Genomic DNA, 17,783 nt, shown 5'->3' with positions numbered 1-17,783 from the left:
GCTCTCACGCACCAGCTTTTTTGCTGCATTTATTCGCCGCCTTCAAGCATGGCGGCTTCGACATCATTAATGTATTGGCGAAGCTCATGGGAGATGTCCCGGGAAATTTCTCTTTCCTCGAACAGCGTTTGAATTTCATTTCTGATCGCCTGCACAGCCTTCAGCTTCACTTCCAGTTTTTGATTTTCAAAATGTGCGCTTGATTTTAACTCATGATGGCTGTTCTCCAGCCTGAAAATTAACTGTTTATAGAATGTAATGACAGATAAAAACACTTCCTTATGTTCTTCCGTCTTATGTTTTTCCAAATATTCTATTGCTGCTTTTGCCGTTTTTACTCTTGTTGCCCGTATCAATCCCGCTTCATTTAATATCGACATCTCCGGCTTTTTATGTTCACCGAAGAAAATCCAATACATCAGCCTCTTGAGCCTTGTTTTTGATAAGCCGACCTTAAACGGGTTGGCATACAAAATTTCCAACTCGTTAAATCGTTCTTGCAGCACATTTGCTGTTTCTTCCGGGATGTCTCCCCGCTCCAGCATTTTCATCAGTGCCTCTTGCTCAGCTTTAACCCCCTGCGCACGGACCTTTCGCTCATGCTTTTTGATACGATTAGATGACGTATACTGCTGAAAACGAAGGTTTTTCATTTTCTCATTGTACTCAGCTATCACCGCAAGAGAGGCCGTTTTGTTTGTATCGTTCATGTCCTCTTTTATCGTTTGAAGAGCTGTTTTGATCAATTTGCGTCTCGCTGTCAGCAGCTTCTTATTTCGTTCCTCGTCCTCTTCTTCTTTTTCAGTCAGAACCGGCAGCACTACGGTGGCAATGACAAGCGTGCATAAAATGACGCCGGCTGCTAAAAAGAGAATCAGATTTCTTTCCGGAAACGGCGTACCGTCCTCCAGAAAATACGGAATGGAGAAAGAACCCGCAAGCGTTACTGCTCCGCGCACACCGGAAATCGAAATTAACAGTGTCGAACGAAGACCCGGTTTATAGATGTTTTGATCTTTATTAAAGAACCATTTGCCGTTCCAAAAGAACAGCACCCACAGAAATCTGAGGAGCATTAACGTAAATGTGATGACTAGGATATAGCCAATCACCTTCATGTTGCTGATGGCGGTATCGTTAAAGATAACAGAAATCACATCAGGGATTTGCGTGCCGAGAATAACAAAGACCAGGCCGTTCAAAATAAATAAAATAATGTTCCACGTACTTGAGGAGACGATTTGCAGCTTGATCATCGTTGATTCCAGACGATCCTGTTCAACCGCATGAGTGATCCCTCCCGCCACAACAGCTAAAATGCCGGAAACGCCAATTTCTTCAGCGGCCAAATAAATCACAAACGGTGTCAAAATTTGAATCAGCATATGCATCGTGACATCCTGCATGCCAAGGCGGCGGAGAAATAGGCGAAAACGAATAATCAAAAATGAAATGACTACCCCGCACAGCAAGCCCCCAAGAGAAATGAAGACAAAGCTGACAGCCGCTTGCGCTAGTGAAAATGCACCCGTCACTGCCGCTGCAATCGCAAACTTAAAGGCTACAAGACCTGATGCATCATTCATCAGCCCCTCACCTTCAAGCAGGCGAAGAATCCCTTTTGGCATTTTCACTCTTCCTGATAATGCGCTGACAGCGACGACATCAGTCGGTGAAAGAATGGCCGCAAGTCCAAAGGCCGCTGCCAGCGGAATATCAGGAATCATCCAGTGAATCGTATAGCCGCCTACAATCACAGTCGCAAACACAAGGCCGAGGGCAAGCAATAAAATCGGAGCTCTTAAATTCCAAAGCTCCGCCCGCGGCGTCCTCTTTCCATCATTAAATAGCAGAGGCGCGATAAACAGAACAAAAAACAATTCGGTGTTTAATTCAAAATGAAGTCCCTGTGGAAATGAGGCGGCAAGAATCCCAAGGGCCACTTGAATCAGCGGCACCGGAATAAACGGAATAAATCGGTTCACGATATTAGAAATCGCAATAATCGTTAATAAAACAAGCACAACTAAAAATATGTCCAAATGCATGACCTCCTTCGTCTGTTGTCTTTCGTGCATGGTGAGTCTTGTCTAAAAGTCGCTGAGCCAGGCTGGCCTTGCATCCGATATGTGGTTTCGCAGGAGTTTCCTCCACACTTGTCTTCTTTTATAGTACCCTTTTTAGGGTATTTTTTCTCATGATATGCTCATAGTGAACTTTTTTGCATCAGAGCAAATTGCAAAAAAAGAGACAGGAAGCTATTCCCCGTCTCTCGTCTTTCTTTTTCAATCATGAAAATTCGTACCGTCAGTTGTTGCTTTAATAATGCCGGCGCGGATAACAAAGTCACCGAAATGCTCGCCTTCCTCACGTTCTTTCGCATAGCGGGAAAGAAGGACGCGAAGCTCGCTTAAAATGTCTGCTTCACCGATGTTTTCACGGTACATTTTGCTTAAACGGCTTCCGTCAAAGGCAGCGCCAAGATACATATTATATTTGCCCGGCGCCTTTCCGATAAATCCAATCTCACCGAGTGCGTGGCGTGCACAGCCGTTCGGGCATCCTGTCATGCGAATGGTGATTTCCTGATCACGAAGGCCGTTTTCGTCAATAATCTCTTCAACCTTATCTAAAAGGGTTGGCAAATATCGTTCTGCTTCCGCCATTGCCAATCCGCAGGTTGGAAGAGCGACGCAAGCCATCGAGCTGCGGCGGAGTGCTGAATGATGCTTGCCATCAGTTAGCCCGTATTGCTCGATTAACGCACTGATTTCATCTTTTTTCTCACTTGAAACGTTTGCGATAATCAGGTTTTGATTGGCTGTCAGACGGAACTCGCCTGTATGAACTTTGGCGATTTCCCGTAAGCCTGTCATCAGCTTATAATCATCGTAATCCGTTATACGGCCGCCTTCGACAAACAGCGTGAAATGCCATTTATCCTCGATGCCTTCCACCCAGCCGTAGCGGTCGCCGTTATGATCGAAATGATATGGCTTCGCTGCTTCCAGGCTCCAGCCGAGACGGTTTTCCAATTCTTCTTTTACGGTATCTAAACCGAGGCGGTCAACCGTGTATTTGAACCGCGCATTTTTGCGGACAGAACGGTTTCCGTAATCGCGCTGAATCGTAATCGTTTTTTCAGCAACGTCATACATTTGATCGGGCCGGCAGAATCCGATGACCTTGGCTAATTGCGGATATGTGGCTGTGTCGCCATGCGTCATTCCCATACCGCCGCCAATCGCCACGTTAAAACCGATCAGCTTGCCATCTTCGACAATCGCAATGAATCCAAGATCTTGTGAAAAGACGTCAATATCATTAGACGGCGGAACGGCAATACCGATTTTAAACTTCCGCGGCAGATAGAGCGGTCCGTACATTGGCTCGACTTCTTCCTCCGGCGTGCTGGCCACTCTTTCCTCATCGAGCCAAATTTCATGATAGGCTCTCGTCCGCGGCAGCAGATCATCACTTAATTTCTTCGACCACTCGTATACCTCTGAATGGATTTCAGACTGATAAGGGTTTGATGCACACATGACGTTACGGTTTACGTCTCCGCAGGCTGCGATCGTATCCAAAAGCGCTGAGTGGATCGTCTGGATGGTTTTCTTCATGTTCCATTTCAAAATCCCGTGCATTTGGAACGTTTCACGTGTCGTCAGCTTTAATGTGCCGTTCCCGTATTTCTGAGAAAGGTCATCCATGACAAGCCATTGCTCAGGCGTTGAAACGCCCCCTGGCATACGCACGCGCAGCATGAACTGATAGGCCGGTTCAAGCTTTTGCTTTTGGCGTTCATTGCGGAGATCGCGGTCATCCTGCAAATAACTGCCGTGGTGCTTCATCAGGCGGTTGTCATCATCAGGAATTCCTGCACTGATCCGATCGAGCATCACTTCTTTCAGTGTGCCGCGCAAATAGTCGCTTTCTCTTTTAATGCGTTCAACATCACTTGGAGAGCCGTCCGGTGCTTTTAAGATTTTGGTCACCATGTTGAAAAACTCCTTTCAAGTCAAATCAGTATACATCACGCTGATAGCGTTTTTGCTGCTGCATATCGGCAAGATAAGCTTCCGCTTCTTCGCGGCTCATTTTGCCTTCTTTTTCGATAATCTCAAGTAATGTGTTATGGACGTCATGCGCCATGTGCTTTTCATCTCCGCAAATGTAAACAGCCGCTCCTTCTTGAAGCCATTCGAACAACTCTGCGCTCTGTTCAAGCATGCGGTGCTGCACATATACTTTTTCTTCCGTATCACGCGAGAACGCCACATCCATTTTTGTCAGCACACCGTCTTTGAGCCAATTCTGCCACTCTGTCTGGTAAAGGAAATCCGTGACAAAGTGCTGATCGCCAAAGAACATCCATGCTTTTCCTTCCGCTCCCGTCTCCTCACGCTCCTGCATAAAGGAACGGAAAGGTGCGACGCCTGTCCCGGGGCCGACCATGATAATTGGTGTTTCAGGATCTTTCGGAAGCTTAAAGTTTTGGTTGTGCTGTACATAAACAGGCAGTGTGTCCCCCGGCTGCAGACGTTCCGCACATAAAATTGAGCAGACGCCTTTTCGTTCACGGCCGTGCGCATCGTAGCGGACTGCGCCGATTGTTAAATGCACTTCATCCGGATTTGCGGATAAACTGCTTGCAATCGAATAAAGGCGGGCAGGCATTTTTCTCAAAATCGAGACGAATTGCTGCGCAGATACACTGAATGGGCCATAATCACGGACGAGATCAAGCAAATCGCGTCCTTCAATATAAGCTTTTACATTCTCCTCATTTCCCGGGGCTAAAAGGTCTCTAAGCTCCTCACTTCCCGTCAATTGGGCTGCTTGTTCAAGAAGCGGTTTTGTGAGAACGGTAATCTCATAGTGAGAAATCAGCGCTTCTTTCAGCGGACGGACATCACCTTGCTTATTAAGCGTCACAATTTCTTCCGGGTCCCAATTCATTTCCTTAAGGAGCAGTTCGACAAGCTCTGGATCGTTTTCCGGATAGACGCCGAGGCTGTCACCAGGCTCGTAAGTCAGGCCAGATCCTTCAAGAGACAGCTCCACATGACGTGTTTCTTTATTTGATCCTCTGCCGTTTAAATTCAAATTTTCTAACACTTCAGCCCGAAACGGGTTTGTTCTGGAATACGAAGACTCACCGGTTTGAGCCGCAGCCGCCGGCGCAGGTGCGGCGCTTCCGCCCCCAGCTTCATTTAATCCCTTCAATACACCCTCAAGCCATTCGGCTGCCGGTTCATCATAGTCAAGATCGCAATCAACGCGCGGAGAAATCCGTTCTCCTCCGAGTTCTTCTAAGCGCTGATCAAATTCTTTCCCTGTCTGGCAGAAAAATTCGTACGAACTATCACCAAGCGCCAAAACGGAAAAACGCAGATTTTCAAGCTTAGGCGCCCGTCTTCCGTGCAGAAATTCGTGAAACGACAGCGCGTTATCAGGCGGATCGCCTTCACCGTGCGTACTAACCACGATTAAAAGATTGGTTACCTTCTTCAGCTGATTCGGCTTAAAATCGCTCATGGATGAGACGGTCACTTGAAAACCGCTCTGTTCAAGCTGCTTGCCGGCATTTTCTGCAAGCCCCTGTGCGTTTCCTGTTTGTGAACCATAAAGAACGGTCACTTCTTTTGAAACGGCCGGTGCTGGTGCCTCCACAGACACAGCTGCCGCCGGCGCACCCGCAGTTTCTTGGGCGGAAACAGATTGCGCGGATAAATATCCGCTCAGCCAGATTTTCTGGGATTCGGTCAAGGTCGGCAGAAGGCGGTTAAGGAGCTCTGCCTGCTCCTGATTAAACGGACTGTTCATTACCTGAAGTTGCAACGTATCCACCTCACAAAGTTATAAACTGATCGAAAATTGCATCTAATTGAACTTTACCGGAATACTAGGCTTAAGTAAAATATATTTACATGATGATAACTATTAAGAATCCTAATGATAAAACGGCTATGCTTCATGTAAATAGAAAAAAGAGAAGGACTCCCTTCTCTTCATTCAGCATTCTGATATAAGTGAGGCGGCACAGCGGTTACAAACGGACTGGCTTCACCTGTATAAAATACCGTCAGCATATGCATTGCACGGGTGCACGCAGTATATAAAAGCCTGCGGTCGTGCTCTGTATGATAGTGTTCTTCAGATGCATCATAGACAAGTACTGCATCAAATTCAATTCCCTTCGCTAAATACACGGGAATCACGCAAACACCCTTTTGGAATGGTTGATTTTCTTTATGAATCAGGCGAACATCTGCATATTCACTCATGTGGGCGTGCGCCTGTATGCATTGCTGAGCAGTCTTGCAAATGACGGCTATTGTTTCGTGCCCTTTTTTCTTGAGCAGTCCAATTTCTTGCGCGAGCTTTTGGCAAAGGCTCTCATGCCCTTCAGTTTTGACCACGATCGGCATTTCCCCGTTTCTGTTAAACGGCTCAATATCCGCCCCATCTTGAAGCATCGCTTTTGTAAACTCGACAATCTGCCTTGTCGATCTGTACGTTCTCTTTAAACGAACATACTCAGCAGGCTCATCTTCAAAGCACGCATCCATACGCTGATCCCCGTGTATGGCATGAGCGTAGATAGACTGATTGATATCACCAAGCACTGTCATGCTGGCAGCCGGAAAAATGCTTCTCATGTAAGCCATCTGCAGCGGTGAATAGTCCTGGGCTTCGTCAATAAATAGGTGTTTGATCTTCGTATTTTTCTTTCTGCCCTCAATCAGATCCTGCATATAAAGAAACGGTGCCGCGTCCTCATAGAGCAATTTATTTTCCGTAAATGCCGAACGGGTCAGCTCTCCTATCGCTGCCGTCTTCTCATGCTGGGATTTCCCTCCCCATCCGGAAAACAATTGCAGATACAGCTGGTTCACATCAAGAAATGCCAGGAGTCTGACCGCTTGTTTGAGCGGTTTGAAAGCTTTTTTCACAATGATGGCGGCAAGCAGCTGCTGCTCTCTTTGATAATCGTTAAACGTACTCTCGCTGAACCGTTTCCTTTCCTGCAGTTTCTTGTACACGTCCAAGTAGTCCTCTTTGTCGAGCAGCTCAGCTTCATGAACGACCCAATCCTTTCGACGCTCCTTTTTCTCAAGCTTGTTAAGCTCACTCAGCAGCCACTTCGCGGTTTGTTCCATCCGGTTCGGGATCGAGTGATTTTGATCCAATGAGTAAAAATAGGATTGAATCTGTTCCTTTGTAATCAGCTTTTGGCCGCGGAAAACAATATTTTTAAAAATCATCCCTTCAGAGGACAGCCTTGTGACGTATTCATCAATGAATTGCTGAAAAGATAAACCCGCCTTCCATGTGATACCCGCAAGCCTCGTTGGAAAATCGCCTTCCTTTTTTTCAGTGAGGCAATATTCCAGCTGGTCAAAGGGGCTTTCACATTGAAACCTGCGGCCAAGCCGATGCTCGATATATTCCTGAAACGTCGCCTGCTCCATATTCTCTTCTCCTAACTCAGGCAAAACAGAGGAGACATAGCTGTTAAATAAGAAGTTAGGAGAAAATAAAACGATTTGTCCGGCATCAATGACGCCGCGGTGCCTGTATAACAAATAAGCGACACGCTGAAGCGCTGCCGAGGTTTTTCCGCTCCCAGCCGCTCCCTGCACGATCAGGAATTTGCTTTTTTCATTACGGATAATCTGATTTTGTTCTTTCTGAATCGTAGACACGATGTTTTTCATTTGGGTATCGGAATGATGGCTTAATACCTCTTGCAGCATTTCATCGCCAATCGTCATATCGGTATTAAACATCGCCTTGAGATCGCCGTTTTTGATCATAAACTGTCGTTTCAGCACCATTTCCCCTTCTATCGTTTCACCGGACACCTCGTACTCCGCTTTTCCTGGGGAATAATTGTAGTACATACTTGATATCGGCGCCCTCCAGTCATAAATCAGAAAGTGTTCCTCCTTCTCATCCAAACAGGAAGCTAAACCGATATAAATTCGCTCTGCCTGCTCCTCGCCGTTTTCAATAAAATCAATCCGTCCGAAATAAGGCGATTTTTTTAATTGTTGAATTCGTTTGAGCTGCTGAGCCATGCGCCGATGATTCCGTTCCCGATCAGACAGCAGCTCTGCCTGCTGCTTAATGCTTGCCATCGTTTCAACCGCTTCATGGGCATCATCAAAATTAACCTTCACATCCTCCCAAAAGCTTTTTCTTAATCCGATGATATCATGCTTCAACCCGCCCGCAGACGTTTCCAGAAACCGCTCTTTTTTTCCGAGTTCCTGCAGCACCTCATCTATTCTTGACTGCTCTTCCTTCCATTCCTTATCCTTCTGATTCATGAACGGCACCTCCAGAAAATAGTTGACAAACATAGATGAAATACTGTAAAATATAATTGGATACATATATCAAATATATGATGAAAACTGGCAAATACAATTTATCTTATCACATTTACCCAAAATCAATCAAGGTTTGGGTTATTTATATGCAAAAAAACCGACTTCACATCGAAATCGGTTTTTTTGCTATTAATTATCTAAGCGAAAAGAACGGTTTGGCAGCTTCCAATTAAACATATAGGAACAAACCCGGCAGACAACGAGCACAAAAAACAGAACGTATAAGCCTACCGAGTTCCCCAGCCAGCCCAATCCGACGATTAATCCGCCGAGAGCCGCCCAGACCGCGTAAATTTCCGCCTTCAGCACAAGCGGTTTGCGCCCGGCAAGAAGGTCGCGGATGATTCCGCCCCCGCTTCCCGTCAGCACCGCAGCCACAATCACGGCACTAAGCGGATGGCCCATTTTGACGGCATACAGTGCGCCTTGGATAGCAAAGGCTGCGAGGCCGATCGCATCTGACAAATTGCCCCACTTATTCCAATGCTTCAGCAGCAGCTTCGGAAACAGAAACACAATTGTAATAGATAAAAGCGCGATTTGAAAGTACGCTCCCTGCTCCCATAGCGCTGACACCGGAACACCAATCAGCAAATTGCGGATCGCTCCTCCTCCAAAAGCTGTAACGATCCCTAATATATAAACTCCTAAAATATCGTATTCCTCTTCCATCGCAACAATTGCGCCGCTGACTGCAAACGCAATGATGCCAATCACACTGAGCAGCTCCCAAGCCATTCTGATGACTCCCTTTATGTTTGTTAAATTTTCTGACGACCTCTAGATTTTATAATCGCTCAAGCGTAAAAGCAATAACATTTTTATGAGAAAAAAAGATAAATTTAGAGGGAATACGGCTATTGCTAATGGACATGAGTTTTGCGAAATTAAAAAGCGCCCCGGCATACGAGGCGCTTTTGGGTTATTCAGATTTTTCGCCCTTCAGCAGGCACATAAAAACGATAATCAGGATAAAAGCAATCAAGGCCAGGAATGGAATTGTAATAAAACCAAACCAGTTAATATATTGGCCCGAGCACGGCACGCCGCTTACACACGGCTTAATGCCGCTAAAGCCGGGCACTTTTTGCTCTAAGTAATGCATGATCGAAATAAATGCCCCGATCATCGCCATCGGAAGCACATATTTTTTCACGCGTGTGTCCCCTTGAAAGGTGGCAATGCCTAAAATCAGGACGAGCGGATACATGAGGATACGCTGGTACCAGCACAGTTCACATGGAATGAACTTTCTGATTTCACTAAAATACAGGCTGCCCAGCATAGCGACAAGAGCCACAACCCAGGAAGCATATAAAAATACGATTCTATTTTTCATATCGTTACTTCCCTTTCAGCTCTTTTTCTATCGTTTCTTTGATTTCATCATAATTCGCAAAATTTTTGATCACTTTATCATTGACGTAAATCGTCGGTGTTGCATTTATGTTCATTTTTTGATTAAGGTCAGAATCCTTTTCCACTTGAGAAGCGAATGTTTCCTTATCAAGATTTTTCTTGAGCGTCTCAGGTTTTATCTTTGTGGTGCTTTTTGCAAGATCACCGAGAACGCCCGGGGTTACCCATTCCTGTTCTGTATCCGGCTGTTTTTCGAACAGCTTTTCATGGAAATCCCAGAAAGAGTCAGGGTCTTCCTTCCATACTTCTTCTGATGCAAGAGCCGCTAATGTTGAACCTTTTCCATGGAACATGACGTTCACGAAAGAAAATTTCACATCGCCCTTATCAATAAAGTCTTTTTGTATTTTTGGAAAGATGTCACTGTTAAACACCTTGCAAGACGGACATTTGTAATCTCCGAATTCTACTACAGTTACCGGTGCATCGTCCTTGCCAAGCACAGGCTGGCCTTTAATAGACGGCTGTCTGGAAACCGCTTCATCGCCTTGTTCCGTTTTGTTATTAATGATGACAATGGCTGCTAGCAATACAACGACCACAACCGTAAGGATGACCGCGAATTTCGCAGAAGACTGCTGTTTCTTTTTCACTCCGACACCTCATCGTTTTAAAATTAAAAAAGAAGCGGATCGCAATTGACCCACTTCTTTATTTTAACAAGACAAGCACAGATAAGAAAACCCCGAAAAAATGAATTCTCTCCGACAATTTATTTGTTTTTAAGACGCATGACACGCATGGCGTTTGCAACAGCCAGCAGCGTAACGCCGACATCAGAGAAAACCGCTTCCCACATAGTCGCAATTCCAAATGCACCAAAAATGAGGAAGATCGCTTTTACGCCTAAAGCAAAGCCGATGTTTTGCCACACGATACGCCGTGTCCGTTTCGCGATCCGAATCGCTTCCGCAATTTTTGACGGCTGATCTGTCATCAGCACGATGTCTGCGGCTTCTACCGCGGCGTCTGAGCCAAGGCCTCCCATCGCGGCCCCTATATCTGCGCGGGCAAGCACTGGTGTATCATTGATGCCGTCACCGACAAAAATGAGTTTTTCATTAGGCAAAAGCTTGGCTTCCAATGCTTCGACCTGCGCGACTTTATCCTGCGGGAGCAGCTCTGCATATACCTCATCGATGCCAAGCTGTTTTCCGACCGCTTCCCCCGTTTGTTTCGAATCACCCGTCAGCATAGCTGTCTGTTTGATCCCAAGCGACTTCAGATCAGCAACTGCTTGTGCTGCGTCTTCCTTTACTTCATCCGCTATGATGATTGCTCCGGCATATCGTTGACCAACGGCAACGTGTACGATTGTTCCGGCTTTTTCATCCGGGACATCCTCAATTTGTTCTCTTTCCATGAGCTTTTTATTCCCGGCTAGGATCTCAGTTCCATTTACCTTTGCAAAAATGCCGTGGCCGGATATTTCCTCATATGATTCTATGGCGTCAGGGGAAAGCATTTTTCCATAAGCTTTACGCACTGATTCGGCAATCGGATGCTGTGAATGAAGCTCAGCGTATGCCGCCGCTTCAAGTAAGCTGTCCTTTGTAAATCCTTCCGAAGGCTTGATTTCTGTCACTTCAAAGCTGCCTTTTGTTAATGTTCCCGTTTTATCAAACACCGCGTATTTGACTTGATTCAAGGCTTCTAAATAATTGCTTCCCTTTACAAGCACTCCAGCCTTCGAGGCCGCTCCGATTCCTCCGAAGAAACCGAGCGGAATAGAGACAACTAGCGCACAAGGACAAGAAATCACTAAAAAGATAAGCGCGCGGTACACCCAATCGGAAAGAGAGGCGCCAGAAACAACAAGCGGCGGAACAAAAGCCAGCAATACCGCGATAATGACAACAGCAGGTGTATAATACTTAGCAAACTTCGTGATAAAGTTTTCTGTCCGGGCCTTGCGGCTGCTCGCATTCTGAACCAGGTCTAATATTTTTGATACTGCTGAGTCCTGATAGCCCTTTGTGACTTCAATATGCAGAACGCCGTTTTGATTGATAAAGCCTGACATGACCTCTTGTCCTTCCGCAGCTTTTCTCGGAACGGACTCACCTGTCAACGCAGATGTATCAACCATCGCTGACCCTTGCACGACCTTACCGTCCAGGGGTATGCTTTCTCCCGGATTAACCACAATGATATCTCCTGTCTGAACATCCTCCGGAGAAACCTGTTCGATGCCGTTCTTTGTTTTCACATTGGCGTAATCAGGCCGTATATCCATTAAGGCACTAATTGATTTTCTGGACCGGCTGACTGCGGCTCCTTGAAAAAGCTCACCGATTTGATAAAACAGCATAACGGCGACTCCCTCAGGGTATTGCTGAATCAGAAAAGCACCAATTGTGGCAAGGGCCATCAAGAAATGTTCGTCAAACACTTGGCCGCGGATGATGTTTTTGACTGCGCGGATGACAATGTCACCGCCAATGATCAAATAAGCAGCGAGAAATAGGCAAAATTCAATGGTGCCTGAATGAACCAAATATGCCGCTGCGCCGAGAATGACAGCCGCCGCCATTCTGATCAGCATATTGACCATTCGATTACGATAGCCGTCATCCGCTGATTTCTTTTTATGCTTTTGGCGAACCGTTACATGCGGATCGATTGATTTCACTTTTTTCTCTATTTTATTTGTGACCCATTGCTCTTCTTTCCCATCGGCCGAGACAGTTAAGGTGCTTGCCGCAAAATTTACCGCGCATCCGTCAATTCCTTTTATGCCTTTGACTCCATTTTCGATTTTTTGGGCACAATTGCTGCAATCCAAACCGTCCAGAACGTATTCCTGTTTCACTAGTCTCACCTTACCTTCCGATTTAGGGTTCCCTCTTCAAAGCGTATCAATGAGCATTGATTTGTTATACATATATGAGCATATACTCATATAATAGTTACACCTATTATATGTTGTTTTCCAAGAAAGTGTCAATGAAAAACAAAAACCGGCATATCGCCGGTTTTTCATTTTACTTTCTGCAGACGAAGAGCGTTCAGAACTACGGAAACGGAGCTGAATGCCATTGCTGCTCCCGCTATCCATGGTGCTAAAAATCCTAGCGCTGCGATTGGGATGCCGAGGCTGTTATAGCCGAGCGCCCAGAATAAGTTTTGTTTAATGTTTTTCATTGTCAATCTGCTCATGCGAATGGCGTCGGCAATGCTGTTTAGATCGCCGCGAATCAGCGTAATGTCAGCTGTTTCCATGGCAATGTCAGTGCCTGTTCCAATCGCCATGCCGATATCGGCTGTGGCAAGCGCCGGCGCATCGTTAATTCCGTCGCCTACCATGGCTGTTTGGCGGCCTTCTTTTTGCAGGCGGGCAATTTCTGCCGCCTTTTGTTCAGGAAGGACTTCCGCAATGACACTCGTAATTCCCACTTCCTTCGCGATGGCTTCTGCGGTTCTGCGATTGTCTCCTGTCATCATGATGACATCAAGCCCCAACTCTTTCAGACGGGCAACAGCCTTCCGCGACGTGTCTTTTATCGTATCTGCAACCGCTACTAGCCCCGCTGCCTCCCCATCAATGGCTACAAGCATAGCTGTTTTCCCTTTGGCCTCAAGCTCTTCCATTTGGGCGAGAAGAGCCCCATGCTCAACCTGTTCGCTCTCCATTAGCTTTCTTGTGCCGACGAGAATGCTTTTTCCTCCGGCTTCAGCCAAAATGCCTGCGCCGACTTTCGCTTCAAAACGGGTTAGCTTCGGTATCTCTAGCCCTTTTTCTTTCACGCCAGCAACAATTGCTTCGCCAAGCGGATGCTCCGATCCCGTTTCCGCTGCCGCTGCAAATTGAAGCAAATCTGTTTCTTCAAAACGTCCGAATGGAATGGCATCCGTTAGACGCGGCTTCCCGTTTGTCACAGTTCCGGTTTTATCAAGAACAATGGTATCGAGACGATGTGTTTTTTCTAAATGCTCGCCGCCTTTAAATAAAATGCCGAATTCAGCAGCGCGTCCAGATCCAGCCATTATGCTCGTCGGAGTGGCAAGACCGAGGGCGCACGGACAAGCAATGACAAGAACCGCAATGAACTTGCTGATCGCTTCAGCAAAATCGCCAGGAGCCGCCCAAAGATACCAAATGAGAAAAGTGAGAACGGCAATCCCCAATACAATCGGCACAAAAATGCCTGAAATCTGGTCAGCGAGACGCTGGATCGGCGCTTTTGACCCTTGTGCTTCCTCAACAATTTTGATGATATGGGAAAGGGCAGTGTCCTTCCCGACGTTGACAGCTTTAATTTTCAGGAAGCCGTTTGCGTTAACGGTTGAACCTGTCACACTGTCGCCAGGATTTTTATCAACAGGAAGACTTTCTCCTGTAATCATCGATTCGTCAACCGCCGAGCGGCCTTCAATCACTTCTCCGTCGACAGGAATTCGTTCACCAGGTTTGACGTAAACAATGTCATGAACGAGCACTTCGGCGATCGGGACGATTTGCTCCTTTCCGTCTCTTACGACAGTCGCTGTTTTCGCTTGAAGCTTCATCAGCTTTTTAATCGCATCCGAGGAACGTCCCTTTGCTTTTGTTTCAAACAACTTGCCTAGTAAAATCAGCGTCAGCAAAATCGCGCTTGTTTCATAGTAAAGGCCGTCTGTATGTCCGTTGGAACCAAGGCTTTGAAAAGTAAGATATAGACTATAGGCGTAAGCAGCAGTCGTTCCGAGCGCGACCAATACATCCATATTGGCGCTTTTATTTCTGAGTGCCTTATATGCACCCGCATAAAACGGCCAGCCGATCAGAAACTGGACTGGTGTCGCCAGCGCAAACTGCATCCACGGATTGAGGAATATATCCGGCACCCAAATGAATGATGTAAATGTAAAATGGCTCACCATCGCCCAAAGCAATGGGAACGACAGAACCGCTGAAAAGATCAGTCTCGCCGTTTGCTTCCGTTCTTCTTTCTTTTTAGCAGCTGCTGCACCGTCCTGATCATCCTTCAGCTTTAGCTTATATCCAAGCTTATCTACCGCTGCTTTCAGATCGCTGACAGACGCTTCTTTTGGATTGTATTCGACTGTAACTGTTTCTAAAGCGAAGTTTACAGGGGCGTTTGCGACGCCTTCTATTTTGTTAAGCCGCTTTTCAATCCGATTGGCGCAGGCCGCACAGGTCATGCCTTCAATATCGAATTCAGCTTTTTCTGTAACGACATGATAGCCCAGCTTCTCTATTTTTTCCTGAATTGCTGCAGCCCCTGTTTCAGCAGGATCGTAGATTACATTTGAAGTTTCCGTTGCCAGATTGACATTGGCATCTGCGACACCGGGCATCCGCTTCAGGCCTTTTTCAATTCTGGAAGCACATGCCGCACAGGTCATACCAGAGACCTGCATTGCGACTTCCTTTTGTTCACTCAATAAACTCACTCCTTTATATACACCCGGGGGGTATATAAAAATGAAAGAAATATCGCACCTCTATAAAGGCGCGATATCTTGAATCAATCGGCTACATCATAGCCCTGATCTTCTATCGCATCCGCAATGTCTTTGACGGATACTTTGTCAGCATCAAACGAAACATCGACTTTACCCGCTTCCAGATTGACATGAACAGCACTGACGCCGTCCAGTTCTCCTACGCTCGTTTCTACTGCTTTGACACAGTGCTGACAAGACATTCCTTCGACTTGCAATGTTTTTTGTTCCATATGAATTCCTCCTGTTTATTCTTTCTGTTTTCATCCTACCATACCCCCGTAGGGTATTACAATAAAAAACGCTTTATGATTTTGTGAACTTTTTAAATACATCCAACAGCTCAGAAATGGCTTGTTCCCCGTCTCCGCTTTTGATGGCATCCGCTACACAATGATGGGCATGATCCTCAAGCAAATGAAGCGCCACATTTTTCATTGCCGCTTGAACAGCTGAAATCTGCACAAGAATATCTACACAATATCTATCGTTTTCCACCATGTTTTGAATGCCTCTGACCTGACCCTCAATCCGCTTAAGCCGGTTTGTAATCTGATCTTTTTCTTTCGAGCTTTTATGGTTTAATGTTTTATGTTCGTTATGCTTTTCCATGCGTACACCTCTGTTTAATGATATTAATTCCCATTATACTGATTGTCCAAACGGTTGTCTAAGCATGCCGACGCAAAAATTGAATCAGTTAGGTTTTACCATTTCATCAGGAGGGTATATACTTCTGTTGATAACGCTTTTAAAGGGGAGAAAAAAAAGTGGATACGATCAAGGTTGGAATATTAGGATACGGATTGTCCGGTTCTGTTTTTCACGGGCCGCTGCTGGCTGTTCTAAATGAGTATCACATCAGCAAAATCATGACATCACGGACGGAAGAAGTGAAACGGGATTTTCCTGATGCTGAAGTTGTGCATGAGCTTGAGGAAATCACAAATGACCCCTCCATTGAGCTCGTCATTGTCACCACACCGAGCGGCCTTCATTACGAGCATGCTATGGCGTGCATACAAGCGGGAAAACACGTCGTGTTGGAAAAACCGATGACAGCGACGGCCGCAGAAGGGGAGAAATTAAAGAAAGCCGCTGATGAAAAAGGCGTATTGTTAAGCGTATATCATAATCGGCGCTGGGATAACGACTTTTTAACGATTAAAAAGCTGATCTCTGAGGGATCTCTTGAAGATATCAATACATATCAAGTCTCCTATGACCGCTACAGACCTGAAGTTCAAGCGCGATGGCGGGAAAAAGAAGGCGTTGCCACTGGTACGCTGTATGATCTCGGCTCCCACATTATAGACCAAACCCTGCATTTGTTTGGGATGCCTAAAGCCGTGACTGCAAACGTAATGGCTCAGCGGGAAAATGCCGAAACGGTTGACTATTTTCATTTAATCCTGGATTACGGCAAGCTTCAAGCCATTCTATACGGAGGATCAATTGTTCCTGCAAACGGTCCCCGTTATCAAATTCATGGAAAAAGTTCCAGCTTTATCAAATACGGAATCGACGGGCAGGAAGACGCACTCAGAGCGGGAAGAAAACCAGAGGGTGACAGCTGGGGCGCGGATGATTCGGAGTTTTACGGACAGCTTACAACCGTTCATGGCTCCGATAAAAAAACAGAAACCGTTCCATCAGTAAATGGCTCCTATCTCACTTATTACCAAAAAATAGCGGAAAGCATACGAGAAGGTGCTGCGCTGCCAGTCACTGCTGAGGAAGGTATTGATGTCATCCGCATCATTGAAGCCGCGATGAAAAGCAGTAAAGAGAAACGAACCATTATGCTGGAGCAATAAACAAAAGCCTCCCCAAATAAGGGGAGGCTTTTTCATTAGAATGTTTTTCCTGCTTCTTTCGCACGCGCGATCGCGTCTTCTTTGATTTGCTGTGCTTTATTTGGCTCCGCATTATGTCCCTCTACGAAAATGCCATCGAATGATGGTACGCCGAAGAAGTTCATCATGATGCCGATGTAGCGGTGTCCCATTTCCATCTCAGCCGCAGGGCCTTCTGAATAATAGCCGCCTCGCGCTTGGATATGGATTGCTTTTTTATCAGTCAACAAGCCGACAGGACCTTGTTCTGTGTATTTGAATGACTTTCCTGCAACGGCAACAGAATCAAGATACGCTTTCATCACTGGCGGGAATGAGAAGTTCCATAAAGGAGTGACAAATACGTACTTATCAGCTGATGCAAATTGATCGCTAAGCTCTCCCAAACGGCCTACTTTCGCTTTTTCGTTTTCAGAAAGCTCTTCAAAGCCTGTACCTGACTGAAGCTTTCCCCATCCGCTGAATACATCTGCGTCAATGTGCGGGATGTTTTCTTTGTACAAATCGATATGTACAACTTCATCATTTGGATTCGCTTCTTTGTAAGATTCGATAAATGCTTTACCTGTTGCCATACTGTACGAAGTTGCTTCGTCATGCGGATGAGCAGTGATATATAATACTTTTGCCATTTTTACCAGTCCTTTCGTTTTTAAAA

General features: G+C 46.0%; 12 protein-coding genes and 1 pseudogene. 1 reads left to right on the top strand and 12 read right to left on the bottom strand.

Features of this window, described 5'->3' with window-relative positions:
• Window positions 1-29: 29 nt before the first annotated feature.
• The 11 genes from NZD81_RS15310 to csoR form a co-directional block, all read right to left on the bottom strand.
• Window positions 30-2,042 carry a Na+/H+ antiporter gene (locus tag NZD81_RS15310; RefSeq protein ID WP_014665376.1) on the bottom strand — a complete coding sequence of 671 codons (2,013 nt, stop codon included), beginning with the start codon at window positions 2,040-2,042 and terminating at the stop codon, window positions 30-32.
• Between the two features lie 243 nt (window positions 2,043-2,285).
• Window positions 2,286-4,001, bottom strand: a complete 1,716-nt coding sequence (gene cysI, locus NZD81_RS15305) for an assimilatory sulfite reductase (NADPH) hemoprotein subunit (protein ID WP_289860952.1) — start codon at window positions 3,999-4,001, stop codon at window positions 2,286-2,288.
• Between the two features lie 25 nt (window positions 4,002-4,026).
• A complete protein-coding gene (locus NZD81_RS15300) occupies window positions 4,027-5,844 on the bottom strand; it encodes an assimilatory sulfite reductase (NADPH) flavoprotein subunit (RefSeq protein ID WP_282373502.1) in 1,818 nt (605 codons plus the stop codon).
• Between the two features lie 170 nt (window positions 5,845-6,014).
• Window positions 6,015-8,339: a DNA helicase IV gene (gene helD / locus NZD81_RS15295; RefSeq protein ID WP_172640878.1), complete on the bottom strand. Its 2,325-nt coding sequence runs from the start codon at window positions 8,337-8,339 to the stop codon at window positions 6,015-6,017.
• A 192-nt stretch (window positions 8,340-8,531) separates the two neighbouring features.
• Window positions 8,532-9,140 (bottom strand): trimeric intracellular cation channel family protein, encoded by a 609-nt coding sequence (locus tag NZD81_RS15290; protein ID WP_014665381.1) that lies wholly within the window; start codon window positions 9,138-9,140, stop codon window positions 8,532-8,534.
• A 184-nt stretch (window positions 9,141-9,324) separates the two neighbouring features.
• Window positions 9,325-9,741 (bottom strand): disulfide oxidoreductase, encoded by a 417-nt coding sequence (locus NZD81_RS15285; RefSeq protein ID WP_014665382.1) that lies wholly within the window; start codon window positions 9,739-9,741, stop codon window positions 9,325-9,327.
• Between the two features lie 4 nt (window positions 9,742-9,745).
• Entirely contained in the window at window positions 9,746-10,414 is a 669-nt protein-coding gene (gene bdbD / locus NZD81_RS15280; protein ID WP_282373505.1) for a disulfide bond formation protein BdbD, read from the bottom strand.
• Between the two features lie 119 nt (window positions 10,415-10,533).
• Complete coding sequence (locus tag NZD81_RS15275; RefSeq protein WP_282373506.1) at window positions 10,534-12,642, bottom strand: heavy metal translocating P-type ATPase; 2,109 nt, start codon at window positions 12,640-12,642, stop codon at window positions 10,534-10,536.
• 158 nt (window positions 12,643-12,800) lie between these two features.
• The gene (copA, locus tag NZD81_RS15270; RefSeq protein WP_282373508.1) at window positions 12,801-15,209 is read right to left on the bottom strand and encodes a copper-exporting P-type ATPase CopA; all 2,409 of its coding nucleotides are present in this window, start codon (window positions 15,207-15,209) and stop codon (window positions 12,801-12,803) included.
• An 83-nt stretch (window positions 15,210-15,292) separates the two neighbouring features.
• On the bottom strand, window positions 15,293-15,502 hold the full coding sequence (gene copZ, locus NZD81_RS15265; RefSeq protein WP_040081817.1) for a copper chaperone CopZ: 210 nt from the start codon (window positions 15,500-15,502) through the stop codon (window positions 15,293-15,295).
• Between the two features lie 73 nt (window positions 15,503-15,575).
• Complete coding sequence (gene csoR, locus NZD81_RS15260; RefSeq protein ID WP_003228404.1) at window positions 15,576-15,881, bottom strand: copper-sensing transcriptional repressor CsoR; 306 nt, start codon at window positions 15,879-15,881, stop codon at window positions 15,576-15,578.
• A gap of 127 nt (window positions 15,882-16,008) precedes the next feature.
• Here csoR and NZD81_RS15255 point away from each other — a divergent pair.
• Window positions 16,009-17,086, top strand: a pseudogene (locus NZD81_RS15255) (oxidoreductase).
• A 35-nt stretch (window positions 17,087-17,121) separates the two neighbouring features.
• Here the strand turns inward: NZD81_RS15255 and azoRB are convergent.
• Window positions 17,122-17,757, bottom strand: coding sequence for an FMN-dependent NADH-azoreductase AzoRB (gene azoRB / locus NZD81_RS15250; protein WP_069838727.1), 636 nt, complete (start codon window positions 17,755-17,757; stop codon window positions 17,122-17,124).
• Between the last annotated feature and the right edge of the window lie 26 nt (window positions 17,758-17,783).

The sequence above is a fragment of the Bacillus sp. B.PNR1 genome, assembly GCF_030386235.1.
In the GTDB taxonomy this organism is placed as follows: domain Bacteria; phylum Bacillota; class Bacilli; order Bacillales; family Bacillaceae; genus Bacillus; species Bacillus stercoris.
This window is presented reverse-complemented; position numbering and strand designations above follow the sequence as displayed.